Consider the following 24,299-nt stretch of genomic DNA (forward strand, 5'->3'; position numbering starts at 1 on the left):
TGATGAGTAAACAATCTCCTTCGAATTTTAGTATCGGCACACGTCTCACCCAGATTGGCAGAGACCCGGCGCAGCAGAAAGGCTTCGTGAACAGCCCGGTGTATCGCGGCTCGACGGTAATTTTCCCCACCGTCAGCGATATTGAAAACAACCGCGCCGAGTTTAATTACGGCACCATGGGCACCCCCACCATCGCCAATCTGGAGAAGGCGTGGAGCGAACTGGCAGGCGCGGCGGGAACCGTGCTGTCGCCTTCCGGCCTCGGCGCTATCGCCCTGGCGCTGCTCACCACCCTGAAAGCGGGCGATCATCTGCTGATGCCGGACAGCGTGTATAAACCCACGCGCCTGTTCTGCGCGGGTTTGCTGGCGAAGATGGGCATTGAAACCGAGTATTACGACCCACTGATCGGCGCGGGAATTGCGGCGCTGTTCCGGCCAAATACCAGCACGCTGTTTTTGGAATCCCCCGGATCACAGAGCTTTGAGATCCAGGACGTGCCCGCCATGACGGCACAGGCCAAAGCGCGCGGTATCGCCACCATTATCGATAATACCTGGGCGACGCCGGTGTTTTTCCGCGCCCATGAACACGGCTGCGATTTATCGGTGGAAGCCGGGACCAAATACCTCGGCGGCCACTCCGATCTGCTGATGGGCGTGGTCTCCGCCAACGATGCCTGGTGGCCGGCGTTGCGCAAAACCTACGATCTGATGGCGATGCTGCCCGGCGCGGAAGACTGTTTTCTGGCGCTGCGCGGCATGCGCACCCTGTATCTGCGGCTCAAAGAGGCGGAAAAACGCGGGCTGGAGATGGCGCAGTGGCTGCAATCGCGCCCGGAAGTGTTGAAAGTGCTACATCCGGCATTCCCCGATTGCCCCGGCCACGAGATCTGGAAGCGCGACTTTACCGGTTCATCCGGGCTGTTCTCGATCATTCTGCAACCGGAATACAGCAAAGCCAGCGTCGATCACATGCTGGATAATATGGCCATTTTCGCGATGGGCTACTCATGGGGCGGTTTTGAAAGCCTGATCATTCCGTTTAACTGCGCGGAATACCGCACCGTGACGACATGGCAACCCGGCGGCAGAGCGCTGCGTCTGCAAATCGGCCTGGAAGATATGGACGATTTAAAAGCCGATCTGGCCGCCGGGCTGGAACGGCTAAAAATGTTCGTCTGAGGTCAACGGCAGTCGGGCTGTTGCTGTAGCAGCGACGGCCAGACTGCCGCCCAGTCCGATCCATGCGCCATCCCCTGCACCTCTTCGATACGCACGCACTGGCCTCCCGCCGCCTGCTGGAAACGCCGCGCCGTTGCTGGCGGCACAGTGGTGTCGGCGCTGCCGGTAAAATGGATCTGCGGCAGGTGCGCCAGTTGTGGAGCAACGTCGATAGCGCTTAACGCATCAGGCATCGCATAAACGTGATGCGCGGCGTTAACGTAAGCCACATCCAGATTGCCCGCCACGGTGCGCAGCGATCGCACGTCATCACGGCGCGCGGCGATAAGCGCGGCAATTGCGCCACCGCCAGAATACCCGACCAGCTCGATCGGCATCCCGGGCCAGAGGCGCAGCGCCTGGCTTAGCGCCTCATTCATCGCCTGCACGACCTGCGGCGAAAAACGGTTATCGGTCCACCAGGTCACGCCACAGTTTGCCGGAAGCGGCGGGCCGATAAACTGACAGGGCCGCGCCAGATACAACACGTTAGCGGAGGTGTCCGCCGCCGCCAGCGTCAGCCCGGTGGGCTGGCGCGGCGTCGGGTCGTCAGAGGGACGCGTGCGGCTGACCCAGGCGAAACCATCGCCCTCGATATACACCCGCACCGGCTGTGCAGGGTCGCTGATGCGCTGCCAGCTACGCAATTCGAAGAACGCGGTGGGTAAATTTTGACTGTTCAGACCAGATTTTTTTGCCAGCAGCGCCGCGCGGTCCCGGCTGTCGGCGTTAATACATCCAGCCAATAAAAATACCAGCGTTATCAACCAATAATAACGTGACGTATACAAGCGCAGCGGCATAATGGCATCCTGACTAAGTGAAATATCATTTCAAAATTTAATTTAAGTCTTATTTTCGCGCTGAGATAGTTAAGAAATTGTGATTGATCTTGTCATGTAAATCGCTATTCTGCCGATAAATAACATCGGATAATTCCTTAATTATTTATACCTGCTTTTTTCGATAACAATTAGACATCGCAACGGACATTATGAAAAAAAATCATTTTAGCCAGCGTGGCGCTATGCTGGTGGCATTGACGACTGCGCACGGGCTGCTCGCGCCTGCTGCGTACGCCGACCTGGGGAATATTATTGACTACCAGTACAACGGTAACGTCACCATTAATACCACTTACCCTGATTTCACCGTGACGTCGCAAGGCCAGGTGCAACCGCCATTAGGAACAGGGATCACAGTAGGTTCACAAGGCCACGTCGAGCTATTGACTAATCAGGGCTGGATAACTGGCCTAAATGGCCACGGTATCCAGAATGAAGGGTATATCGGCACCCTGGAAAACACCAATTACATTAACGCGCAAAACAGAAGCACTTCAACGCCTTATAGCGGTTTATATCTCGCCGCCGAGAGCCAGACCGATACGATTATCAACCGGGGTTCTATTACCGCCAACTACTCATGGAATATGAGCAATCCGGTCGTTGCTCACAGCGCCGCCATTGCGAACAAGGGCAACGTGGGTACGCTGACTAACGCTGAAAACGCGCAGATCTACGGTATCACTGCGCTGCAAAATAATGGCGTTATCGATCTGGTGCAGAACGACGGCACAATGAGCAGTTATCCTGTTAATATTTATATTGACGGCGTCAACACCACCCAAATTAATAATGTTACGATTATTAACGATGGGACGATCAACACCTTAAATAACACCGGTACGATCACAAGCCTGAATTACATGGATTCCCATGAATCAACGGCAATCCTTAACGCGGGTACGATTTCCGCACTGAACAATTACGGCACGATCAGCAGCAGTAATGTTGCCATTGATTCTTCAGGCATCATTAATCATCTTCACAACGAAGGCGAAATCACAGGCGATATTTATGTACGTGGTAATGCGCCGCTGAATATCACCGGTGGTAGCGGAACGCAGGGTAAGTTCTCTGGCGCACAGCAAATGCCGATCTTTGGTATTTTCGCCATGGGCCCGGGCCCGATCATTGAAGAGACTATCGGCACGCTGAGTGCGGGCGGCGACATCAACTTTACTTCGGGTTCTGTCCTGCTGAATGACAATGTGATCACCGGCGGCACCGTGTTCAACAACGCGGCGAAAATTCAGATCAACAATCCTGTCGCTATTACGGGCAACTACCACCAGAAAAGCGATGCCACGCTGATTATCGGCGTAGCGGACAGCGCCATCGCCAACGGCGACAGCCTGGACAGCGGCTATGGCCGTCTGAACGTGAGCGGATCGGCAGTGGTAGAGGCGGGTTCACGCGTTAACCTGGTGCAAAAAGAGAGCAGCTATGCCTTTGCGCCCGGCCAGCGTTACGTGGTGATCGATGCGGATACCAGCGGTACCCAGTACAACGCCAGCCAACTGAAATATAAAGTGTCTGGCTATGAAGGCGCGGTATACGGCAAAACGCAGCTCGACGGCTCCCGCAGCGCGCTGGTCATCAGCCTGACGGATGCGCCGATTGAGCCGGAAGTGCCTGTGATCCCGGAAGTGCCGGTCACGCCGGAAACGCCTGTGACTCCGGAAGTCCCGGTAACCCCTGAAGTCCCGGTAACCCCTGAAACCCCGGTGATCCCTGAAGCCCCGGTCACGCCAGTTGAACCGGAAACCCCGGCACAACCTGAGCCGACCGCGCCGCAGCCGGGCTTTGCCACCACCCGCAACGCGACCTCCGCGCTGAGCGGCTTAACCAGCTACTCCGGGATTTCTCCGCAACTGCTGGAGCTGTACAACGCCTCGCTGGCGATTGATAACACCAAAGAAGCGAACCGCGTTGGCGAGCGCCTGTCTCCGGGCCAGAGCATCAGCGCGGGCCAGGCGACCCAAACCGCCACGGCTTCGGCCTACTCGGTGATCGGCAACCATATGGATAACCTGCGCAACCCGCAAACCGCGGGCATGAGCGGCGTTTCGACCGGTGATGCCTACAACGACTGGCTGATGTGGGCGCAGCCGTTCGGCGGCTATGCGCGCCGCGACAGCACTGACCAGATTAGCGGCTACAGCGCGAAATTCGGCGGCCTGCTGATCGGTGCCGACCGTGCGCTGAATGACGCATGGCGTCTGGGCGCAGCGGTGAACTACAGCAACACCTCGGTTCACGGCAAAGATAACCTGAACGGCAACACCTCAACGGCAGACAACTACGGCCTGATCGGCTACGCCAGCTACACCGGCGAACCCTGGTTCATGAACCTGTCCGCAGGCGTTAACCGTCAGAACTATGACACCTCGCGCCACGTCGATTTCACCGGCTTCTCCGGCCATGCGCGCGGTAAGTTCAACGGCCAGTCTGTGACGGTACAGAGCGAATTCGGTTATCCGTTCGCGCTAGGCGCCGACGTGACCCTGACCCCGCTGGCAAGCCTCTCTTATAGCTATCAGCATATCGACGGCTATTCGGAAACCGGCGGTAACGGTATGGCGCTGGACGTGGACGCGTCTCACAACCAGTCCGTGGTGAGCGATATCGGCGCGCGTCTGGACAAGACGTTTGAAACCCGTCTGGGCAACCTGACGCCGTTTGTTCAACTCTCCTGGATCCACCAGTACGATAACAAGCAGATGAGCAACACCGCGACCTACGCCGCAGACAGCATCGGTGAAACTACCTTTATTACCAAAGGCGCGGCGCCGGTTGAAGATATGGCGGGCGTGGCTATCGGTAGCACACTGTATGATGTTAACTCGCTGAGCCTGGATGCCCGTTACGATCTGCAAGCGGGCGAAGATTATCAGGCGCACAACTTTAGCCTGCGTTTACGCAAAACCTTCTAAGTCAGACCCGGCGGTGGGCCACAGGCCCGCCGCCTTATCCCTTAATCTTCACGCCAATCCCCGATACCACCAGCCACACCTGTTCCGCCTGCTCCGCCAGCCGTTGATTAACGCGCCCGGCAATGTCGCGAAAATGGCGCGCTAAACGGTTTTCCGGCACGATGCCCATCCCCACTTCGTTGGTCACTAACACCACCGGAGACGGACAGGCCGCGCAGGCCGCCAGCAGTTGCGTGATATGCGCGTCAATATGCGCTTCAATCGCCACGTAATCCCAGCTTTCTTCCGGCGTATCGCCCACAAAATCAAACAGCAGATTGCTGATAAGCGTGGTAATGCACTCCAGCAAAATGGCTTCCTGCGGATCGTTGTCTGGCGTGATGACGGCGGGCAAATCGCGCCACGCCTCGACGGTACGCCAGTGCGCGGGGCGGCTGAGCTGGTGATGCCTGATTCGCTCGGCCATCTCATCATCAAAAATCATCGAGGTGGCGATATACAGCACGCGCTGCGCCATGCCCTGCACGAGCCGCTCGCCGTGACGGCTTTTTCCGCTGCGCGCGCCGCCGGTAATCAGGATCATCAGCAGGGCTCCCTGTGTTCGCGCATAATCTGGTAAATGCGTTCGATATCAATGTGTTCACGCATCTGCTGCGCCAGCAGATCGAACTGCTGCGCTTTGTGGGCCGCGTAATCCAGCACCTCGCCGTCCCACGGTTCGAGGCCTTTACGCTGGCGCAGAGTGTCCAGCAGCGCGCGGGTAAAGCCGCCGTTATCAAACAGCCCGTGCAGATAACACCCCGCCGCCTGCCCGTCCGGGCTGATCGCGCCGTCAACGCGGTCGCTGAAGGTTAACATTGGCTGAACGCCCGCGCCGCGCGTGGTTTCGCCCATATGGATTTCATAACCGATGACCGGTTGTTGGCCGCAACGCTGCAACACGCCGCTGAAGTTTTCCGCCGTCACGCCCGTAACCCGGGTGGTGACTTTTTCCCCGGCGAAGCGTGTGGTGACGTCCAGTAATCCCAACCCTGGCCGCTCGCCAAGCCCGGATTCCACCTCATCAATAATTGTTGCGCCAAGCATCTGGTAGCCGCCGCAAATGCCCATCACCGGCGTTCCCGCCTGATGCCGCGCCAGCAGCGCCTCCGCCAGCCCGCTTTCCCGCAGCCACTGCAAATCGCCGAGGGTGTTTTTACTGCCGGGTAGCAGCAGCAGATCGGCATCATTCAGTTGATGGGGAGCCGTGACGTAACGCACCCGCACGTCGGGCTGCGCCGCCAGCGGATTGAAATCGGTGAAGTTAGATATATGCGGTAGCTGGATCACGGCGATCTCCAGCGGGCGCTCTGAGATATCACGATATTTTCCGCGCTGGAGCGCCACGCCATCCTCATCCTCGAGGCTAACGTCCAGCCACGGCATCACGCCAAGCACCGGCACGCCGGTCAGGGCTTCGATTTGCTCCAGCCCGGAGGTCAGCAGCGCCACGTCGCCGCGAAACTTATTGATGATGACGCCCTTTACCCGCCAGCGCTCATGCTCCTGAAGCAGCGCTAACGTCCCGTAAATGGCGGCGAACACCCCGCCCCGGTCGATATCCGCCACCAAAATCACCGGACATTGCGCCAGTTCCGCCATGCCCATATTGACGATATCCCGGTCGCGCAGGTTGATTTCCGCCGGGCTGCCGGCCCCTTCCAGTACCATCACGTCATACTCTGCGGCCAGGCTCTGGTAGACCTCGCGCACCGTTTCGCGCAGTTTTGGTTTGTAATCGTGATAGCTCACCGCGTCCATGTCGCTGGCGACTTTGCCCATTAAGACGATTTGCGCTTTGCGATCGCTGGTGGGCTTGAGCAGGATCGGGTTCATGCGCACATCCGGCGCAATGCCCGCCGCTTCAGCCTGGAACACCTGGGCGCGCCCCATCTCTTTGCCATCGGGCGTGATACCGGAGTTCAGCGCCATATTCTGCGATTTAAACGGCGCAGTGCGGTAACCATCCTGGAAAAAGATGCGGCATAGCCCGGCCACCAGCGTGCTTTTACCCACATCCGAGGCGGTACCCTGCAACATGATCGACAGGCTCATGCCCTCTCCTGATTGTACTTGTCTCAAATCAATGACCCTCAGATTATCACTGGCGTGAATGGCAATCTTTACTTTATAAATCTGGTTTATTTCCTAAAAGGACTCAGGGCCGTGCGCTACGCAACAATACCGTTTAATCACAATCAGGTGGGCTGGCCGGAAGGCGAACAGCATGTCGACCCGCACCCTACGTTACGCAGTGATATGACCGCCGACTGGGTCGTCATCGGCGCCGGGTTTGCCGGGGTGGCATTTGCCCGCCGCCTCGCGGAAATTAACCCTGGCCTGAAGATTGTTATCCTCGATGCCTACAGCGCGCGGGAAAGTTCCTCGGCGCGCAATTCCGGTTTCGTGATCGGCCTGCCGCATAATATCGGCAGCTCCACCGCCGAACTCAAAAAAGCCCATGCTTACCGCAATCTGTTGCAGGAGGGCATTCGTCAGTTAGAAAGCCTGATTGACCAACACGGGATTGCCTGCGACTGGGAAAATGCCGGGAAATACCATTGCCAGGTCGAGCGCGGCAACCATCGTATTTTAAATGAATACGCCAGCCATCTCGATGTCATGCGCGAGCCGTATCAAACCTTAGAAAGCGACGCGCTGTATGAAAAACTCGGCACCCGGTTTTACAGCAAAGGCATTTATACCCCGAGCTGTGTGCTGGTGAACCCGGCGCAGTTGATTTCCGGGCTGACGCACTGCCTGCCGGAAAATGTGCAGAGTTTTGATAATACCCCGGTGCTGGGGATCCGCTACGGCAGCGGAGCGGAAGTCGTGACCCCTTATGGCGTCATCAAAACCCCGAAAGTGATGCTGGCGACCAACGCGCTTTCCTCCGCCCTACTACCCGGTATGACGCGCCAGGCGTCGATGGCGACCTTCGCCAGTATTAGCGAGCCGTTAACCGACCAACAGCTGGCGACGCTGCCGCCGATGCAGAGCTGGGGGCTGACGCCGGTTAACGCCATTGCAGGGGCGACGTTCCGCTTTACCGCCGATCGCCGTTTCCTGATCCGCCAGCACGTGACGCCAGCATTAAAAGGCCAGGTCAGCGTGGAGCAAACCTGGCATGCCGCGCAGTTGCACCGCCGCTTGTTCAATAAAGTCTACCCGACGCTGCGCGAAGTGAATCTGGAGCATACCTGGTCCGGCACCATCAGCGTGACGCGCAACGGTGCGCCGGTATGGGGGGCATTGAATGAGGTGCTCTGTACCGCGGGCGGCTGCAACGGCGCGGGCGTCTCGAAGCAGACCGTCGCGGGCAGCCTGCTGGCGGATGTGATGCTCAAACAGGACAACCCGCTGATTGCCGATATGCAATCGCTGGGCGAGGCCAATTTCCTGCCGCCGTCGCCGATTCTGGATATTGGGATTGCCGGCTCGCTGCTGAAAGAGCGCTGGCTGGGGCGGAAAGAAGCCTAATTTTTCGCGAAACGGTTGCCGGGGAGCTGGCGATCGTTTTTCGCCATATCCAGCAACAGCGTCATGCCGATATAGTTGCTCCAGTTAAAGGCGTTTTGTAACACCACCACCGCATTGCCTTTTTCTTTATCGAAGCCGATAAAACTGGAGTAACCGCCGATATAGCCCACCTGCCAGGTAATTTTTTCCCCGCCGCGGTAGTCGGTGACCCAGGCGATGCCCTGTGACTGATTGGATTGTTGATAGATGATATTGCCGACTTCAGCGAATACCGTATCCAGTTCGCGGCTGCCGGTTTTCGATACGTGATAGCGGGCATAGGCGATCAAATCTTCGGCGTTGCTGTATAAGCTGGCCGCCGCCACCATATTATTATCAAAATGCCAGTCCGGGGTTAGCTGACCGCGCGGAATAAATTTCGGCTGATCTCCGGCGTGGCCCAGCGCGCGCTGCGCATAGCCTTTTAAGTGTTGCGGCGTAAAGCTGGTGCTGGCCATATTTAATGGCTGGAAAATATAACGCGACGCCAGCGTCTGAATATCTTCGCCGGTTTTATATTTCAGGATATAGCCGATCAACGCATAGCCGAGATTGGAATATTCCGGCGCTTTGCTTTGCGGTGCCTGCCAGTTAGCTAAATAATCCAGCACGTTATCGCTATCCAGCTCGCCATAAAAGTTTTCGCCGCTGCCTAAATAATCGATGAATTTTTTCAGCATCGGCAGATCCATATTCTGGCGTGGCAGCCCGGAAGTATGGGTCACCAGCGCCAGCAAGGTGATGTTGCGCGCATCTGCGCTGAGCGGCGTGCCCGGCGGCAACAGGTCCGTGAGTTTGTCGTCCCAACTGAGCCGCCCTTCATTCACCAGGCAGGTCACCACTTCCGCCGTCACCCCTTTACTGAGCGAGCCGAGGGCAAACAGGGTATCTGGCCTGACCGGGTAACGATGGGTGGCATCGGTCACACCCCAGCTGTAATACTGCGGCTCGCCGTGGTTATGGATCACCGCGACCGTCATTCCGGAAACCGCCTTCTGCGCCATATAGTGGCGTACCACGCTGTCCACGTCGCCTTCCAGCGATTCATGAGTAAGCAGTTCCTGGGTGCCTGCCGGGGAGGACATTTGCGAGAGCGTACCGCAGCCGCTGAGTAACGGGATGATGAGCAGAAGCCAGCGAAATCGTTTAGTAATGTTCTGCATACCCGTTTTTATGTGTCGTGGTCATTTATAAGCGCGGAAAATGTATCACACTCCCGGCGTTTAAGCGCACGGCTTGCTACACATTGGCCGCCAGCTCGGCTATCTTCGCTAAACATTTCAGAGTAAAGGCGGAGAAAACGATGTCCGAGCAATCCTGGCAACCCCCAAAAGTCTGGACCTGGCAAAAACAAGGCGGTACCTGGGGCAGCATCAATCGCCCCATCGCCGGCCCGACCCACGAACGAACCCTTCCGGTTGGTAAACATCCGCTCCAGCTCTACTCGCTGGGCACGCCCAATGGCCAGAAGGTCACTATCCTGCTGGAAGAACTGCTGGCGCTGGGCGAAAGCGGGGCGGAGTATGACGCCCACCTGATCCGCATTGGCGAAGGCGACCAGTTCTCCAGCGGCTTCGTGGACGTCAACCCGAACTCGAAAATCCCTGCGCTGATGGACCACAGCGTTAACCCGCCGCTGCGCGTGTTTGAGTCCGGCGCGATCCTGCTCTATCTGGCGGAGAAATTCGGCCACTTCCTGCCGAAAGATCATGCCGGACGCACCGAAACCCTGAACTGGCTGTTCTGGCTGCAAGGCTCTGCGCCCTATCTCGGCGGCGGCTTTGGGCACTTTTATCACTACGCTCCGGAGAAAATCGAATACGCCATCAACCGTTTCGCCATGGAAACCAAGCGCCAGTTGGATGTGCTGGATCGCCAGTTGGCTGACCATCGCTATATCGCGGGTGATGAATACACCATTGCCGATATCGCCATCTGGCCGTGGTACGGTGCGCTGGGCCTGGGCGGGATGTACGATGCGGCGGAGTTCCTTGATGTGGCGTCGTATAAAAACTTCCAGCGCTGGGTGCAGGAAGTGAATGCCCGCCCGGCGGTACAACGTGGCCGCAAGGTCAACCGTACCTGGGGCGATGCCTCGGAACAGCTCCACGAACGTCACGATGCGGCAGATTTTGACGCGCTGCAAGGCAAGTAAAAAAACGCCTGCCTCCGGCAGGCGCTTTACTCACAGCACAGACCATCAGAAGCGCCAGGTCGCCGACAGGTTTCCGGCTACCGAGTCATAGCCGGTACGGAAAAGGTCGCTGTTCACGCTGGCCCCGATCTCGACGTCTTTGTTAATCGCATAGCTCATGCCCGCCTGAACGCCCATGCCATCACGCCCGACCACCTGGTTTTTACTGGTGAAGCCAACGCCGCGATAGCCCGCGAAGCTGGCATCCTGCACCAGATCGGTATCCAGCAGTTCATGATCCCAGGTGAGTTGCAGGTTGGCTTTCACCGCGCTTCCCGCCGCCAGCGGCTTATCCCAGTTCGCCCCTACCCCGATACGCGATTGCAGCGAATGGAAGGTTTGTGAATCCAGATGGATCCGGGTGCCTTCGCTGCCGCTTTCGGTGACATCTTCACGGGACAGCACGGTGTAATTCAGCGCCGCCAGCGGCCCGGCTGACAGCGTGTCGCTCAGCGCCCAGTTGTAGCCGCCGCCGGCCGCCAGCGAACCGCTATAACCGGTCCAGTCGGCATGGTTACGTGACGAGTAACCGAGGAAGCTCACACTGCGATCCATTTTCCCGTCTTCTACCCCAACGCGGCCATTACCAAACAGCCAGACGCCTGCCTGCGGATCGACGGCATAGCGCGCCTGCATCCCCACATCGAACGCCGTGGTTTTGCCGGTGCCGTTTTCAGGCGCTTTCACTTTTACCGTCTGGCCGCTCACCGCGCCGTGGAAACCCACAATCCAGTTAGGTGCCGCCGTGCTCTGTTTTTCCGCGCCGAACAGAATGCCGTAGCTGGTGGCGTCATAGCCGACATGGTTATCCTGACGGTTCTGCCACGCGCCGCCACCGAACGGTACGGCGAAGCTGCGCCATTCCTCTTCCGCCAGTTGAGCGGGCGCAGTAGCGAACTGACGCGCGCCGATCAGATCGGCAATCTGCTGCTCGCGCTTCAGCGAGCTGGCAAACATGGCGCTGTATCCCGCCGGAGAAAGCTGGCTCAGCGCCCGGGCGATATCGCTGCCGTCTTGTGATGAGAAGTCGAGTGCCGTGAACATCGGCTGCATATCGCTACCGGCGCGGGGGACGATTTGCCCCAGCGCTTCCCCGACGCGGCGCGCGTTATCATCTTGTCCATACTGGCTATAAGCGTTGGCCGCACGGCGGATCGCCAACTGGTAAACGCCCTCGCCCTGCGGTGTCGCTTCCAGCGCCAGGGTTGGCGAGAACAGCAGGCTATTCACCTCGCTGAAGTCTCCGCTGTAAGTGGCGGATTGCAGCAGTTGCGTTGAACTGAGCTGCCAGTCGGCGGCATACCAGTCCGGCTGCGGCGCCAGGGTCAGTTGCCCATCCAGTGCGGCATTGCCGTTAACGATCAGGGTATCGTGATTGCCTGCGCCGTCCACTTCCATCAACAGTTGCCCGGTCGGCCCCTGCTGGAAATCGCCGTTGATGACGATTTGCCCAATGGAGTTGCCCGGCGAGACGATGCCGTCGTTATTAAAGACTCCATCAGCATTCAGGGTGTACTGGCCGTTACCGGCTAAGGTCGCGTCTTCAAACACGTCCACGCTGTAGACGCTGTAGTTGCCGTTGAGCGATGTGACCCCACCCGCCGCGTTTAACGCCAGGTTGTTGATGCCCGAGATGTCATCATCGTAACGCATCCGGAAATCGTCATCGGCCTGGTCGGTGGCGCGGCCCTGATCGTCAGCCAGCAGGCCGAACGAGAGCTGCGTCAGGCGCTGATCGCCGTCATCGTCTTGCTGGTCGTATTCAGAGAGGATATCGCCCTGAAGCTGCGCGCCGCTCATCACGTTGATATTGTTAACCAGCGCGTTTGAAGAGATATAAATCGCCGCCAGATTACCGGCGAGGCGACCGGTAATATCGACGTTGTCCACCAGCGCGCCGTCGAGCTCCGGCAGCAGCTCGTCATCTTCTCCGCCGACGGTGCGAATATAGGAACCGCGATAATCATAGTTATTACCGAGCAGGTTATTGCCAAAATCAAACCGCGCGGCAACGCCGTCCTGGCCTAATGCCTGAATATCGCCCCGTTGAACGAAGTTGTGGTCTTTACCGTAGGTGAACATTACGCCCTGGCCGTTCAGGCCATCCGCGTAAATGCGCGTACCAGGCAGCACAGTGAAGGTATTCCCCTCTCCATCAATACGTACGCCCGCACCGCCTGGGCCCGCCGTCAGCAGATCCGCCGCCTGGGCGATCTGGTTATTGCTGCCGTAGACATGCAGGCCGATCCCCAGCATGGCAGTGTTATAGGCACCTGCAATGTAACCCGTGCCTTCGGCATTTCGCAGCGAGTAGCCGTTGTGATTAACCAGCGTCTGCCCATCGCCGTACACCGAGAAGCCGAAGAAATTGCGGCGGTCGATCTGGTAACCCATGTCCTGAAGCATCGCCAGTTCCGCTTCCATAAAGGTGGTGTAGTTGCGGTAGTTCTGGTGGCTCATCAGGCTATTTTTGAGTTCCGAATGGCTCATATAGTCTTCGTCTACATCGCCATAATCATCCAGGATTTTAACCGGCAGGCCGCGCATGGCCCCTGCCAGCACTTCATTAACGTGATCCCCGGTGAAGTAGGCGCGATCGAGACGAACATCAAAGCCGTTAGGGTCATACTCATTGTCACATCCGGTACAGAGAATAACCTGGCCGCGCTGCGCCGGATTGCCGTTATCATCGCGCAAATGCTCTGTCCAGGTGCCAAACGTGTCTGCATAATACGGCTTATAAACCGGTTCAATATCATCATCGTCGGTATCGCCCGTGCCCTCCTCGACAGTCTGATTCATGATGCCGAGACCATGCGCCAGTTCATGGAGCGCGATACTGGTGAGATCCGCACGGGAGGATCGCGGTAACTGGGAGGGAACATACGTCAGCTCGTCAAAAGACATCTTGCCCATAACAAACTGAGCATGCGAGCCATAAACTAATTCACCGGTCTCGCTGCCGGTTAACAAAGCCTGAAGTTTGGTAAGGCTAAATGGCGTTTCAGAGACTGATTCGCTGATGCCTGCCGCATTCTCAATATCAAAGGTTCCGACATTAACGACGGCAGGCGGCTGCCCGGACGGCGGCGTAATCACTGCCGCCCAGTAATCCAGCGCATTCAGGATTTTCGCTTTTTGCAGCGAATTCATATTCCAGGTGGAGACCATCGGAACAACGTTCCCATCCTCATCCACATCATCATCGTCGTCACCCGGCATAAACGGCCCGTCGGTGGTATCAAAGAAACGCGCTTCAAAAACGGCGATCCCCTGAGGGTTATAAACTAAATGGCTTTCTAAAGCATAGGCTTGCAGGCTGGTAAGCCCCAGAGCCAGCGATATAGCAGCAGCCAGTGCGACTTTTTTCATTACCTTGTCCTTATTTCACAACGTTAAGGCGTGGATGCCGTGATTGTGCATCGCAATTAGGGTAAAACAGGCGCACTGCCGTTCGAGTTTGAATATAAAATATATTCTCTTCATTAACGGCTTTATTATTGCCCGCACTTTTTTATGATTAACGGCAAAGTAAAAGAATACTTGAGCTCAACAACAGGTAATTATTCCTTCACCGATCAACGGATTTATTTTCACTCTCTTTGGGCATCGCTTTTTTCACAGCAAGCAAATGAAGCTAATAAAAGTCTTTTTGCTATGGCAGCGTAATTATCCTGCGCACCAGGCGCAAATTCCCGAGTGGTAAATTGTGATGGTCACGGCGGTTTGGCACCCGAATCATGACGTCCGGGTGCCCGGGCGAATTAATGCAGGTATTTTTCAAACCACGCCAGGGTACGCTGCCAGGCGAGTTCAGCAGCGGCCTTGTCGTAGCGCGGCGTGGAATCATTGTGGAAGCCGTGGTTCACGCCAGGGTAGATATGTGCCTCATAGGTTTTGCCCGCTTTTTTAAGCGCGGCTTCCCAGGCGGGCCAGCCCTCGTTGATGCGCGTATCCAGTTCGGCGAAGTGCAGCAACAGCGGCGCTTTCACTTTTTCTGCATCCTGCGCAGGCGGTTGGCGGCCATAAAACGGCACGGCGGCCGCCAGTTCCGGATACGCCACCGCCGCCGCATTCGATACCCCGCCGCCATAGCAAAAGCCCGTCATGCCCACTTTGCCGGTGGCCTCTTTGTGATGCATTAAAAACTCAATAGCGGCGAAAAAGTCATTCATCAGCTTAGTGGGATCGACTTCCTGCTGGAGTTTGCGCCCTTCGTCATCGTTGCCCGGATAGCCGCCAACGGAGCTCAGCCCGTCCGGGGCCAGCGCGATATACCCGGCTTTCGCTACCCGGCGCGCCACGTCCTCGATATACGGGTTTAAGCCACGGTTTTCGTGTACCACCACCACGGCAGGCACTTTGCCGGCTGCCTTCGCAGGTTTGACCAGATAGCCGCGCACCTCGCCGTGTCCGTTTGGCGAAGGATAGGTGATGTATTCGGGCAGGATATCCGGGTCGGTAAACAGCACCTGTTCCGCCAGGGCGTAGTTGGGTTTGAGCAGGTCAAACAGCGCCAACGCGGTTAATCCGCCGACGGCGTATTTGGTCGCCAGCTCCAGGAATTCGCGTTTGGTGATTTTGCCGTGGGCGTAATAGTCGTAGTAATCGAGCAGTTGTTGAGGAAAGTCTTTAGCGGTGAGGCGCGTCATAGCAGGCTCCGGCGTGTCGCTGACGAAAGTCATTTAAGCGAAGCACAACACGGCGGATTTGCACAGAATTTCACCACGGCAGGCCGTGGCGAACGACTATTTGTGATCGTGGCGGGTTAACCGGTCAAGGTAGCCCATCACAAAGGCGGAGAGCACGAAGGTCAGATGGATGATGACGTACCACATCAGCTTGTTATCCGGCACGTTACGCGCATCCATAAATACCCGCAGCAAATGGATAGAAGAGATAGCGACAATCGACGCGGCGACTTTGTTCTTCAGCGAGCTGGCATCCATTTTACCCAGCCAGTTGAGCTTCTCTTTATGCTCGTCGATATCGAGCTGCGAAACGAAATTTTCGTACCCCGAGAACATCACCATTACCAGCAGCCCGCCTACCAGCGTCATATCCACCAGCGACAGCAGCACCAGGATTAAATCGGCTTCCGCAATCTCATAGATGTTCGGAAGAACGTGGTACATCTCCTGGAAAAATTTTAACGTCAGGGCCAACAGCCCCAAAGACAAACCAAAGTACACCGGCGCGAGTAGCCAACGTGAGGCGTACATTGCGTTTTCAAAAAAGCGTTCCATAAGGTCCTGCCAGATAGCCAAGGGGCGCTCAGTATAACGCAGAAATGTTAACCGCTTGCAACAGCCTGATGTGCGTTGCAAGCAAGTTGTTAAACATCAGCAGGGTTCACTTCCGGGCGCGCATACTCGGGCCAGACCAGCGCCACCAGCGCCGGGTAGGCCTCCAGGCTGAACTCATGAAAACAGTGGCGCATATTGAGCACTTCAATGTCGGAGAGCAGCACTAATTCGCCATTCAGGCAGCGTTTTTTAATATTTTCGTAATATTTATACACCGCAGAATTGAGATCGCTACAGCGCCGTTGCGCCTCAAATAACCCCGGCGTGGCGTTCAGTTCATCAAAACGCATCCGCTTTACCGTGGCGTTGATAAAATCCATGTATTCATGGTTAACCCGCCAATACCACACCGGCGTAATGGAATTAAGCAGTGCCGAAAAATGATCTTCACCCTCTTCTTTGGTGGCAGGGCCCCGCGCATCAGGTTCAACCACTGGCGATTTATTGACACCATCCTGGCGCATTAATATCAATATGCCGATCATCAGCAGTAATACGGTAAGAATTAAATAAACAACTGTGTTCATGCACCGAACCCATTTTTTTGATTTTAAAATTAGCACATGGTATCGTCAACGCACCCCATCGAAGCCACAACCGTAACAACCTGAAGTATAAGGAAATTATATCATGTTGCCCGATTATCTCGTGGCGGCGCGTTACGTTATTTCTACGCCTGCTACCCCGCCGCAGCCCGACAGCGCAGATGAAAATTTCACTCAAGGAATACCCGATATCAGAGAGCATGAGAAAGATATTTTAAGCCGGACTTCATTGGCGGGGCAACGAAGTCATGCTTTACTTGAGGAGCGTGACCGCCACATTAAAGAGCGCCTGTTCTGTGCGGCTAAAATTGATAGCTTTGCGCAAGTGCTTAATAATCTTCTCGAACAACAAAAAATAAGCCCGGAAGAGATCAGCCAATTAATTCATGAGCAAACGACGTTGATAAACGATCAGGGTAAGAAAATTTGGCTTAATCTTATTACCCGCGAATCAACGGAGCCTGTTTTTTATCAATTAGGGGATAAATAAACAATGGAAAAACAGGAAACTGAAAAATATTTTACTTTGGATAAGCAAGAAGAACAAAAATTTATATTAAGTCAGAACAGACAGGTACTGATTAATATTCGTAATGACGATATTGCTTACTACACCCAGGAAGTCGCCATCCCTGCCGCGCTGGTGCAGTTGAAATGGCAAAACCGCCGGGAAATTTACGCGCTGAAGGTCAAAGAAGAGATCTATGGCGCCGTGCTTTGCGCCATCATGAAAAAAAATCCCGCGCTCAAAAACGAACTGGAAGCGCAGATTGAAGCGCGCTATCAACAACTCAAAACCGACGAAGCCGCAACGCTGATGATGAGCCGCCAGCTTGCTGAAAAACAGTATAAAACCCACACCGTGCCTACCCTGCCGCCGGAGGAAATCACGCCTGGCGAACCCGACGCTGCCGTTTCGCCCTCTTCCCCCACCGGCCACTGACCTCTTCAGGAATATCCTGAATCCGCCGGAAAACGGGCGCCCGGGCACTATCCTTAAAGGGAATGTTCTACTGATGGAGATCCCTTATGGCCAATGATCAAACCCACGTTCAGGACCCAACCACCCAGTATTACACCGGCGAATACCCGAAACAGCTCCAGCCTGTTCCGGGTATCCAGGCAAAAATGGATCCGGTCCCCGACTGCGGCGAGAAAAGCTACGTCGGTTCGGGCCGCCTTAAGGATCGTAAAGCGCTGGTCACCGGCGGCGACTCGGGCATCGGGCGCGCAGCGGCCATCGCTTACGCGCGTGAAGGCGCTGATGTGGTGCTGAACTATCTGCCCGACGAGCAGGAAGACGCCGAAGCGGTAAAAAAACTGATTGAAGAGGCGGGGCGCAAAGCGGTGCTGATCCCTGGCGATTTGAGCGATGAGACGTTCGCCCGCAGCCTGGTGGACCAGGCGGTGAAAGAGTTAGGCGGGCTGGACATTCTGGCGCTGGTGGCGGGTAAGCAGGTCGCCGTGCAGGATATCGCCGAGATCACCAGCGAGCAGTTCACCAAAACCTATGCGGTCAATGTATTCGCATTGTTCTGGATAACCCAACAGGCGCTGCCGCACCTGAAACCCGGCGCAAGCATTATCACAACGTCGTCGATTCAGGCGTATCAACCGAGCCCACACCTGCTGGATTATGCATCCACCAAAGCGGCCATCCTCAACTTCACGCGCGGGCTGGCGAAGCAGATTGCCGAGAAAGGCATTCGCGTGAACTGCGTAGCGCCTGGCCCCATCTGGACCGCGCTACAGATTTGCGGCGGGCAGCCGCAGGAGAAACTGCCGGAATTCGGTAAGCAGACGCCGATGAAACGCGCGGGGCAACCCGCTGAGCTGGCGCCGATTTATGTCTACCTGGCCAGCCAGGAGTCCAGCTACGTCACGGCGGAAGTTCACGGCGTGACCGGCGGCGAGCATTTAGGCTAAACCGCAGGCAATAAAAAAGGCGTGGTCTTCGCCACGCCTTTTTTAGCGCCCGGAAATCACTTCGCTTTCGCGGTTTCCTGGCCGACTAAACCAATCTTCAGATATCCCGCCTGATGCAGGGTATCCATCACTTTCATCATGGTTTCGTAATCAACGGTTTTATCTGCGCGGAAGAACACCGTGGTGTCTTTCTTGCCTTGCGTCAGCGTGTCGAGCTGCGCGATCAGGGTTTCCGCAGTAATCGGCTCATTGCCAAGGAACATCGATTTGTCCGCTTTCACCGACACGTAAATCGGTTTTTCCGGGCGCGGCTGCGGCTGGCTGGTGGAGGCCGGCAGGTTCACTTTAACGTCAACCGTCGCCAGCGGCGCGGCCACCATAAAGATAATCAACAGAACCAACATCACGTCGATAAACGGCGTGACGTTGATTTCATGCATTTCGCCGTTGTCGTCGAGATTCTCGTTAAGACGCATTGCCATAGGGCATTAACCTACACGTAATTTCTGAGCGGTACGCACCGGGCGCGCAGAAGAAGCATTCAGATCCAGATCGCGGCTTTGCAGCAGCAGGACCTGCGCGGCGACATCGCCCAGCGTGGCTTTGTAGCTGCCGATCATACGGGCGAAGATGTTGTAAATCACCACCGCCGGGATAGCGGCTACCAGACCGATCGCCGTCGCCAGCAGCGCTTCCGCGATGCCAGGCGCAACCACCGCGAGGTTAGTGGTTTGGGTCTGGGCGATACCAATAAAGCTGTTCATGATGCCCCAGACGGTGCCGAACAGCCCCACAAACGGCGAGATCGCGCCGATGGTGGCGAGGTAACCGTTGCCGCGCCCCATATGACGGCCCACCGCCGCAACGCGGCGCTCAAGACGAAAACCGGTACGTTCTTTGATCCCTTCGTTGTCTTCGCTGCCTGCGGAGAGCTCAAGCTCGTCCTGGGCTTCGTTAATCAACGCGGTGCTGAGACTTTTGCCGTGGAAGGAGGCGGAAATTTCGCTGGCGTCGTTCAGGGAACGGGCTTTCGCTAACAACTGCTGCTCGCGCTGGAGGCGGCGCTTGTGGCTAATCAGTTCAGCGCTTTTGCTAAAGAAGATCGCCCAGGTCACGACGGAGGCCAGAATCAGGCCAATCATCACCATTTTCACCACGATATCAGCGTGCTGATACATACCCCAGACGGAGAGATCCGTCTGCATCAACTCATTACCCACTCTGTATCTCCAGGACAAAAATCACCAAACTGCTGCTAATAATATCAAAACATCATCGAATTGATAGTAGTTCTCATTAGTATTTGCATAGTGTCGGAAAAAGGCGCGATTTTCCTTGCGCTTACGCAGTAAATCGAATCAGCAGAATATTTTTTAACTTTTTGAGTCTTTGTTGAAGAAAACCTGCCCCCTAACCGTGTTAACGTATGGACATCCAGACGTATAAACAGGATCCCGCACAGATGAAAAAACAGCACATCGAAACCGCGCTGGTCAACGCCGGACGCAGCAAACGTTATACCCAGGGCTCAGTGAATAGCGTGATCCAACGCGCGTCGTCACTGGTGTTTGACAGCGTGGCCGCCAAAAAAGCCGCCACCGCCGGGCGCGCGTCCGGCGAGCTGTTTTACGGGCGGCGCGGCACCCTGACCCACTTCTCGCTTCAGGAAGCGATGTGCGAGCTGGAAGGCGGCGCGGGCTGCGCGCTGTTCCCCTGCGGCGCGGCAGCGGTGGCGAATACCATTCTGGCATTTGTCGAACAGGGCGATCATGTGCTGGTGACCAATACCGCTTATGAACCCACGCAAGATTTCTGCACGAAAATCCTTGGCAAACTCGGCGTCACCACCAGCTGGTTCGACCCACTGATCGGCGCGGGTATTGCGGACTTGATCCAGCCGAACACCAAAATCGTGTTTCTGGAATCGCCCGGCTCTATCACCATGGAGGTGCATGATGTCCCGGCGATTGTCGCCGCCGTGCGCCGTATCGCGCCCGAGGCGATTATCATGATCGACAACACCTGGGCGGCGGGCGTGCTGTTTAAGGCGCTGGATTTCGGCATTGATATTTCGATTCAGGCGGGCACCAAATACCTGATCGGCCATTCTGATGGCATGGTAGGCACCGCCGTGGCCAATGCGCGCACCTGGGCGCAACTGCGGGAAAACGCCTATCTGATGGGCCAGATGCTGGATGCCGACACCGCCTATATGACCAGCCGGGGTCTGCGCACGCTGGCGGTGCGGTTGCGTCAGCATCATGAAAGCAGTCTGACGGTCGCCGAATGGTTGGCGGCGCATCCGCAGGTGGCACGCGTTAATCATCCGGCGCTGCCCGGCAGTAAAGGCCACGAATTCTGGAAGCGCGATTTCCTCGGCAGCAGCGGTTTATTCTCATTTATCCTGAAAAAGCGTCTTACCGAGACGGAGTTTGCGGCCTATCTCGATAATTTTAATTATTTCGGCATGGCCTATTCCTGGGGCGGCTTCGAATCGCTTATTCTTGCCAACCAGCCAGAAGAGATCGCCGCCATTCGCCCGGACAGCCGCGTTGATTTCGACGGCACGCTGGTGCGCGTTCACATCGGCCTTGAGAATGTCGAAGATTTAATTGCCGATCTGGAAGCCGGTTTCGGGCGTATTGCCTGAAGTTGCCAGTACTGGACAGCTACACGGACAGAATAGTCCGTATTTATTGGGCCCCGGATCAAACCGTTCCGGGCTTTTTGCGATTACAATAACCCTATCCACGCTGTTCGTCAGGATTACCCATGGTTGTTATTCAGAATATTGTTTCCGCGCTCTGGCAGCATGATTTCGCTGCGCTGGCGGACCCGCATGTTGTCGGCATTGTTTACGGCGTGATGTTTGCCACGCTGTTTCTGGAAAATGGGCTGTTACCCGCCTCATTTTTACCCGGTGATAGTTTATTGCTACTGGCAGGGGCGCTGGTGGCGAAAGGCGTGATGGATTTCGTTCCGACCATGCTGATCCTGACGTCCGCCGCCAGCCTCGGCTGCTGGCTGAGCTACGTGCAGGGCCGCTGGCTTGGCAATACCCGAACGGTAAAAGGCTGGCTAAAGCAACTGCCGGCAAAATATCACCAACGCGCCACCTGCATGTTCGATCAGCACGGGCTGCTGGCGCTGCTGGCCGGGCGGTTCCTGGCGTTTATCCGCACCCTGCTGCCGACCATGGCGGGCATTTCCGGCCTGTCCAACCGCCGCTTCCAGTTCTTTAACTGGCTCAGCGCATTTTTGTGGGTCGGCGTGGTGACCAGCTTCGGCTATGCACTTAGCATGATCCCCTTCGTGAAGCGCCATGAAGATCAGGTTATGACCTTCCTGATGGTGCTGCCGATTGTGCTGCTGGTGGCGGGCTTTATCGGCGCGCTGACGGTGGTGCTGAAGAAAAAATTTGCCTGATAAGTCACCTCGCCGCCAGGCGGGGTGATGACTACCCCTGTAACGTGCGCATCCGCGCCGCATCCTCTCCCGGCGTCACGCCGAAATAGCGTTTAAATTCCCGGCTGAACTGCGATGCGCTCTCGTAACCCACGCGCATCGCCGCCGCGCTGGCTTTCATCCCGTCATGCACAATCAGCATTCTGGCCTTATGCAGGCGGAAAGTTTTGATGTACTGCAATGGCGAGGTGCTGGTTACCGACTTGAAGTTATGGTGAAACGCCGAGACGCTCATATTGGCGTCCAGCGCCAGTTGGTCCACGGTCAGGTTTTCGGTGTACTGGTTTTCAATGCGCTTGAGCACGCGGCTTATCAGGCTGAAATGCGTCTGGCGGCTCACCAGCGCCAGCAGCGCCCCACCTCGCGGCCCCATTAAGACGTGATAGAGGATTTCACGAATAATCGACTTCCCGAGGATCCGCGCATCCAGCGGCTTATCCAGCACATCTATCAACCGCTCAATGGCGCAGAGGATTTCATCGGATAGCACTGCGGAGTTAATCCCGCTGGCGCACTGCGCCGGGTGAAACGCGTCATCTTCACCGATGTCCATCAATAGGGTTTGCAATTGCTGAACATCAACGTTAATGCGGATGCCCGCCAGCGGCGTTTCCGGCGTGGCGAAGGTTTCGCACTCAAACGGCAGCGGCACCGTCAGCAGCAGATATTCGTTAGCGTCATAGCGAAACACCCGATCGTTAAGATAACCGGTCTTATTGCCGGAAAAGAGAAATATGATGCCAGGCTGGTACATCACCGGGGTGCGCGGATGCGGCTGGGTGCCATACAGCAGGCGGATTTCGGGCAGCAGGGCGCTGATTTTTTCTTCATTATTTTTCAGAAGGTTAACTTTGTTTGCCAGATGCTGGCAGATTTGCTGACGGTTCATGATTCGCTACGCCGTGGCTACTGTTCACGCCTCACATTGTGCGCAAAAAATTGCTAATCCTCCAGTGCGCTGGAGAAACAGGCAAGACACCGGCAGAAATGAGCATTGAGCATCCCGATAGCCACGCCCACAATATGTCCCATCGCCACGCTGTGGCTCTCTGTTCACCCACTTAACGGGAGTTCCCATGAATAATTTCGATCTGCATACCCCAACCCGAATCCTGTTTGGTAAAAATTCCATCGCTCAGCTACGGGCGCAAATTCCAGAAGGCAGCCGCGTGTTGATCACTTACGGCGGCGGTAGCGTCAAGAAAACCGGCGTGCTGGACCAGGTATATGACGCGCTGAAAGGGCTGGACGTACTGGAATTCGGCGGCATTGAGCCGAACCCGTCCTACGAAACGCTGATGAAAGCGGTTGACGTGGCCCGTAAAGAGAACGTGACTTTCCTGCTGGCTGTCGGTGGGGGTTCAGTACTGGACGGCACCAAGTTTATCGCCGCCGCCGCGCTCTACCCGGACAACGTCGACCCGTGGGAAATTCTCCAGACCTCCGGCAGCAAAATCACCCGCGCTATCCCCATGGGATCGGTACTCACCCTGCCCGCCACCGGTTCTGAATCCAACAAAGGCGCGGTGATTTCCCGTCGTGCCACTGGCGACAAACAGGCGTTCCATTCTCCGTTCGTACAGCCGGTGTTCGCGGTGCTCGATCCGGTTTACACCTATACCCTGCCGCCGCGTCAGGTAGCAAACGGTGTGGTGGATGCTTTTGTTCATACCGTTGAGCAGTACATCACTTACCCGGTGAATGCCAAAGTGCAGGACCGCTTCGCGGAAGGCATTTTGCTGACGCTGGTGGAAGATGGCCCGAAAGCGCTGTCTGAGCCGGAAAACTATGACGTGCGCGCCAACGTGATGTGGGCGGCGACCATGGCGCTGAACGGCCTGATCGGCGCGGGCGTGCCGCAGGACTGGGCAACCCATATGCTGGGCCACGAACTCACCGCGATGCACGGCCTTGACCATGCGCAGACGCTGGCGGTGGTATTGCCGTCACTGCTCAACATCAAGCGCAATGAAAAACGCGCCAAGCTGTTGCAGTACGCGGAGCGCGTCTGGGCAATCACCGAAGGCAGCGAAGACGCGCGTATTGATGCCGCCATCGCCGCGACCCGCCATTTCTTCGAGCAGATGGGCGTGCCGACCACCCTTTCCGGCTATGGTCTCGACGGCAGCTCCATCCCCGGTTTGCTGGCGAAGCTGGAAGAACATGGCATGACGAAACTCGGTGAACACAAAGACATTACCCTGGATGTGAGCCGTAAAATTTACGAAGCCGCACGCTAAGCTTTTTACCGACCAACCTTTCGTTTTCGGCTTTTTCGTCCAGAATTAAGTCACTCGACTTACC

21 protein-coding genes are annotated in these 24,299 nt (G+C 56.4%); 10 read left to right on the forward strand and 11 right to left on the reverse strand.

The window, feature by feature from the left end:
- Window positions 1-2: 2 nt before the first annotated feature.
- The gene (gene metC / locus FHW74_RS05675) at window positions 3-1,184 is read left to right on the forward strand and encodes a cystathionine beta-lyase (protein ID WP_183169552.1); all 1,182 of its coding nucleotides are present in this window, start codon (window positions 3-5) and stop codon (window positions 1,182-1,184) included.
- Between the two features lie 2 nt (window positions 1,185-1,186).
- On the opposite strand, the gene FHW74_RS05680 is transcribed toward metC (FHW74_RS05675), so the two are convergent.
- Window positions 1,187-2,026: an alpha/beta hydrolase gene (locus tag FHW74_RS05680; RefSeq protein WP_183169553.1), complete on the reverse strand. Its 840-nt coding sequence runs from the start codon at window positions 2,024-2,026 to the stop codon at window positions 1,187-1,189.
- A 191-nt stretch (window positions 2,027-2,217) separates the two neighbouring features.
- Between FHW74_RS05680 and FHW74_RS05685 the strand changes: the two genes are divergently transcribed.
- Window positions 2,218-5,001: an autotransporter outer membrane beta-barrel domain-containing protein gene (locus FHW74_RS05685; RefSeq protein WP_183169554.1), complete on the forward strand. Its 2,784-nt coding sequence runs from the start codon at window positions 2,218-2,220 to the stop codon at window positions 4,999-5,001.
- A gap of 34 nt (window positions 5,002-5,035) precedes the next feature.
- On the opposite strand, the gene cobU is transcribed toward FHW74_RS05685, so the two are convergent.
- Together cobU and FHW74_RS05695 are read right to left on the reverse strand one after the other, a co-directional pair.
- Window positions 5,036-5,587 carry a bifunctional adenosylcobinamide kinase/adenosylcobinamide-phosphate guanylyltransferase gene (gene cobU, locus FHW74_RS05690; RefSeq protein ID WP_183169946.1) on the reverse strand — a complete coding sequence of 184 codons (552 nt, stop codon included), beginning with the start codon at window positions 5,585-5,587 and terminating at the stop codon, window positions 5,036-5,038.
- A complete protein-coding gene (locus FHW74_RS05695; protein ID WP_183169555.1) occupies window positions 5,584-7,095 on the reverse strand; it encodes a cobyric acid synthase in 1,512 nt (503 codons plus the stop codon). The genes cobU and FHW74_RS05695 overlap by 4 nt, the downstream gene beginning before the upstream one ends.
- Window positions 7,096-7,206: 111 nt before the next feature.
- On the opposite strand from FHW74_RS05695, the gene FHW74_RS05700 reads away from it, so the two are divergent.
- Window positions 7,207-8,520, forward strand: a complete 1,314-nt coding sequence (locus FHW74_RS05700; protein ID WP_183169556.1) for an FAD-binding oxidoreductase — start codon at window positions 7,207-7,209, stop codon at window positions 8,518-8,520.
- On the opposite strand, the gene FHW74_RS05705 is transcribed toward FHW74_RS05700, so the two are convergent.
- Complete coding sequence (locus tag FHW74_RS05705; RefSeq protein WP_183169557.1) at window positions 8,517-9,722, reverse strand: serine hydrolase; 1,206 nt, start codon at window positions 9,720-9,722, stop codon at window positions 8,517-8,519. The two genes, FHW74_RS05700 and FHW74_RS05705, sit on opposite strands and share 4 nt — an antisense overlap.
- A 140-nt stretch (window positions 9,723-9,862) precedes the next feature.
- Between FHW74_RS05705 and yghU the strand changes: the two genes are divergently transcribed.
- Window positions 9,863-10,714, forward strand: a complete 852-nt coding sequence (gene yghU, locus FHW74_RS05710; protein WP_183169558.1) for a glutathione-dependent disulfide-bond oxidoreductase — start codon at window positions 9,863-9,865, stop codon at window positions 10,712-10,714.
- Window positions 10,715-10,759: 45 nt separating this feature from the next.
- Here yghU and FHW74_RS05715 read toward each other — a convergent pair whose 3' ends face one another.
- The 4 genes from FHW74_RS05715 to FHW74_RS05730 form a co-directional block, all read right to left on the reverse strand.
- Complete coding sequence (locus tag FHW74_RS05715) at window positions 10,760-14,125, reverse strand: autotransporter domain-containing protein (RefSeq protein WP_183169559.1); 3,366 nt, start codon at window positions 14,123-14,125, stop codon at window positions 10,760-10,762.
- 392 nt (window positions 14,126-14,517) lie between these two features.
- On the reverse strand, window positions 14,518-15,405 hold the full coding sequence (gene yghX, locus FHW74_RS05720) for a YghX family hydrolase (protein ID WP_183169560.1): 888 nt from the start codon (window positions 15,403-15,405) through the stop codon (window positions 14,518-14,520).
- Window positions 15,406-15,501: 96 nt separating this feature from the next.
- Window positions 15,502-15,999 carry a TIGR00645 family protein gene (locus FHW74_RS05725; protein ID WP_183169561.1) on the reverse strand — a complete coding sequence of 166 codons (498 nt, stop codon included), beginning with the start codon at window positions 15,997-15,999 and terminating at the stop codon, window positions 15,502-15,504.
- A gap of 89 nt (window positions 16,000-16,088) precedes the next feature.
- On the reverse strand, window positions 16,089-16,586 hold the full coding sequence (locus tag FHW74_RS05730) for an ESA_00282 family adhesion-associated protein (protein WP_183169562.1): 498 nt from the start codon (window positions 16,584-16,586) through the stop codon (window positions 16,089-16,091).
- Window positions 16,587-16,689: 103 nt separating this feature from the next.
- Between FHW74_RS05730 and FHW74_RS05735 the strand changes: the two genes are divergently transcribed.
- The 3 genes from FHW74_RS05735 (at window position 16,690) to FHW74_RS05745 (ending at window position 18,530) form a co-directional block, all read left to right on the forward strand.
- On the forward strand, window positions 16,690-17,094 hold the full coding sequence (locus FHW74_RS05735) for a hypothetical protein (protein WP_183169563.1): 405 nt from the start codon (window positions 16,690-16,692) through the stop codon (window positions 17,092-17,094).
- Between the two features lie 3 nt (window positions 17,095-17,097).
- On the forward strand, window positions 17,098-17,547 hold the full coding sequence (locus tag FHW74_RS05740; protein ID WP_183169564.1) for a cytoplasmic protein: 450 nt from the start codon (window positions 17,098-17,100) through the stop codon (window positions 17,545-17,547).
- 86 nt (window positions 17,548-17,633) lie between these two features.
- On the forward strand, window positions 17,634-18,530 hold the full coding sequence (locus FHW74_RS05745; RefSeq protein ID WP_183169565.1) for an SDR family oxidoreductase: 897 nt from the start codon (window positions 17,634-17,636) through the stop codon (window positions 18,528-18,530).
- A gap of 56 nt (window positions 18,531-18,586) precedes the next feature.
- Here FHW74_RS05745 and exbD read toward each other — a convergent pair whose 3' ends face one another.
- On the reverse strand, window positions 18,587-19,012 hold the full coding sequence (exbD, locus tag FHW74_RS05750; RefSeq protein ID WP_183169566.1) for a TonB system transport protein ExbD: 426 nt from the start codon (window positions 19,010-19,012) through the stop codon (window positions 18,587-18,589).
- Window positions 19,013-19,018: 6 nt separating this feature from the next.
- Window positions 19,019-19,750, reverse strand: a complete 732-nt coding sequence (gene exbB / locus FHW74_RS05755) for a tol-pal system-associated acyl-CoA thioesterase (protein ID WP_183169567.1) — start codon at window positions 19,748-19,750, stop codon at window positions 19,019-19,021.
- 242 nt (window positions 19,751-19,992) lie between these two features.
- Between exbB and metC (FHW74_RS05760) the strand changes: the two genes are divergently transcribed.
- Together metC (FHW74_RS05760) and FHW74_RS05765 are read left to right on the forward strand one after the other, a co-directional pair.
- Entirely contained in the window at window positions 19,993-21,180 is a 1,188-nt protein-coding gene (gene metC, locus FHW74_RS05760; protein WP_183169568.1) for a cystathionine beta-lyase, read from the forward strand.
- Between the two features lie 122 nt (window positions 21,181-21,302).
- The gene (locus FHW74_RS05765; protein ID WP_125293701.1) at window positions 21,303-21,956 is read left to right on the forward strand and encodes a DedA family protein; all 654 of its coding nucleotides are present in this window, start codon (window positions 21,303-21,305) and stop codon (window positions 21,954-21,956) included.
- Between the two features lie 31 nt (window positions 21,957-21,987).
- Here FHW74_RS05765 and FHW74_RS05770 read toward each other — a convergent pair whose 3' ends face one another.
- Window positions 21,988-22,884: an AraC family transcriptional regulator gene (locus tag FHW74_RS05770; RefSeq protein WP_183169569.1), complete on the reverse strand. Its 897-nt coding sequence runs from the start codon at window positions 22,882-22,884 to the stop codon at window positions 21,988-21,990.
- A gap of 187 nt (window positions 22,885-23,071) precedes the next feature.
- Between FHW74_RS05770 and yqhD the strand changes: the two genes are divergently transcribed.
- Window positions 23,072-24,235, forward strand: coding sequence for an alcohol dehydrogenase (yqhD, locus tag FHW74_RS05775; protein WP_183169570.1), 1,164 nt, complete (start codon window positions 23,072-23,074; stop codon window positions 24,233-24,235).
- Window positions 24,236-24,299 lie beyond the last annotated feature (64 nt).

Origin of the sequence: Atlantibacter sp. RC6 (assembly GCF_014193285.1) — a bacterium.
Taxonomy (GTDB): domain Bacteria; phylum Pseudomonadota; class Gammaproteobacteria; order Enterobacterales; family Enterobacteriaceae; genus Atlantibacter.

Bases quoted from the DNA above. Each gene is read 5' to 3' on its own strand.
- metC (WP_183169552.1), top strand. From the start codon at position 3: ATGAGTAAACAATCTCCTTCGAATTTTAGTATCGGCACACGTCTCACC.
- FHW74_RS05705 (WP_183169557.1), bottom strand. From the start codon at position 9,722: ATGCAGAACATTACTAAACGATTTCGCTGGCTTCTGCTCATCATCCCG.
- FHW74_RS05680 (WP_183169553.1), bottom strand. From the start codon at position 2,026: ATGCCGCTGCGCTTGTATACGTCACGTTATTATTGGTTGATAACGCTG.
- yqhD (WP_183169570.1), top strand. From the start codon at position 23,072: ATGAATAATTTCGATCTGCATACCCCAACCCGAATCCTGTTTGGTAAA.
- FHW74_RS05745 (WP_183169565.1), top strand. From the start codon at position 17,634: ATGGCCAATGATCAAACCCACGTTCAGGACCCAACCACCCAGTATTAC.
- exbD (WP_183169566.1), bottom strand. From the start codon at position 19,012: ATGGCAATGCGTCTTAACGAGAATCTCGACGACAACGGCGAAATGCAT.
- FHW74_RS05765 (WP_125293701.1), top strand. From the start codon at position 21,303: ATGGTTGTTATTCAGAATATTGTTTCCGCGCTCTGGCAGCATGATTTC.
- yghU (WP_183169558.1), top strand. From the start codon at position 9,863: ATGTCCGAGCAATCCTGGCAACCCCCAAAAGTCTGGACCTGGCAAAAA.
- FHW74_RS05730 (WP_183169562.1), bottom strand. From the start codon at position 16,586: ATGAACACAGTTGTTTATTTAATTCTTACCGTATTACTGCTGATGATC.
- FHW74_RS05685 (WP_183169554.1), top strand. From the start codon at position 2,218: ATGAAAAAAAATCATTTTAGCCAGCGTGGCGCTATGCTGGTGGCATTG.
- yghX (WP_183169560.1), bottom strand. From the start codon at position 15,405: ATGACGCGCCTCACCGCTAAAGACTTTCCTCAACAACTGCTCGATTAC.
- FHW74_RS05770 (WP_183169569.1), bottom strand. From the start codon at position 22,884: ATGAACCGTCAGCAAATCTGCCAGCATCTGGCAAACAAAGTTAACCTT.
- FHW74_RS05725 (WP_183169561.1), bottom strand. From the start codon at position 15,999: ATGGAACGCTTTTTTGAAAACGCAATGTACGCCTCACGTTGGCTACTC.
- FHW74_RS05740 (WP_183169564.1), top strand. From the start codon at position 17,098: ATGGAAAAACAGGAAACTGAAAAATATTTTACTTTGGATAAGCAAGAA.
- FHW74_RS05735 (WP_183169563.1), top strand. From the start codon at position 16,690: ATGTTGCCCGATTATCTCGTGGCGGCGCGTTACGTTATTTCTACGCCT.
- FHW74_RS05715 (WP_183169559.1), bottom strand. From the start codon at position 14,125: ATGAAAAAAGTCGCACTGGCTGCTGCTATATCGCTGGCTCTGGGGCTT.
- FHW74_RS05695 (WP_183169555.1), bottom strand. From the start codon at position 7,095: ATGAGCCTGTCGATCATGTTGCAGGGTACCGCCTCGGATGTGGGTAAA.
- metC (WP_183169568.1), top strand. From the start codon at position 19,993: ATGAAAAAACAGCACATCGAAACCGCGCTGGTCAACGCCGGACGCAGC.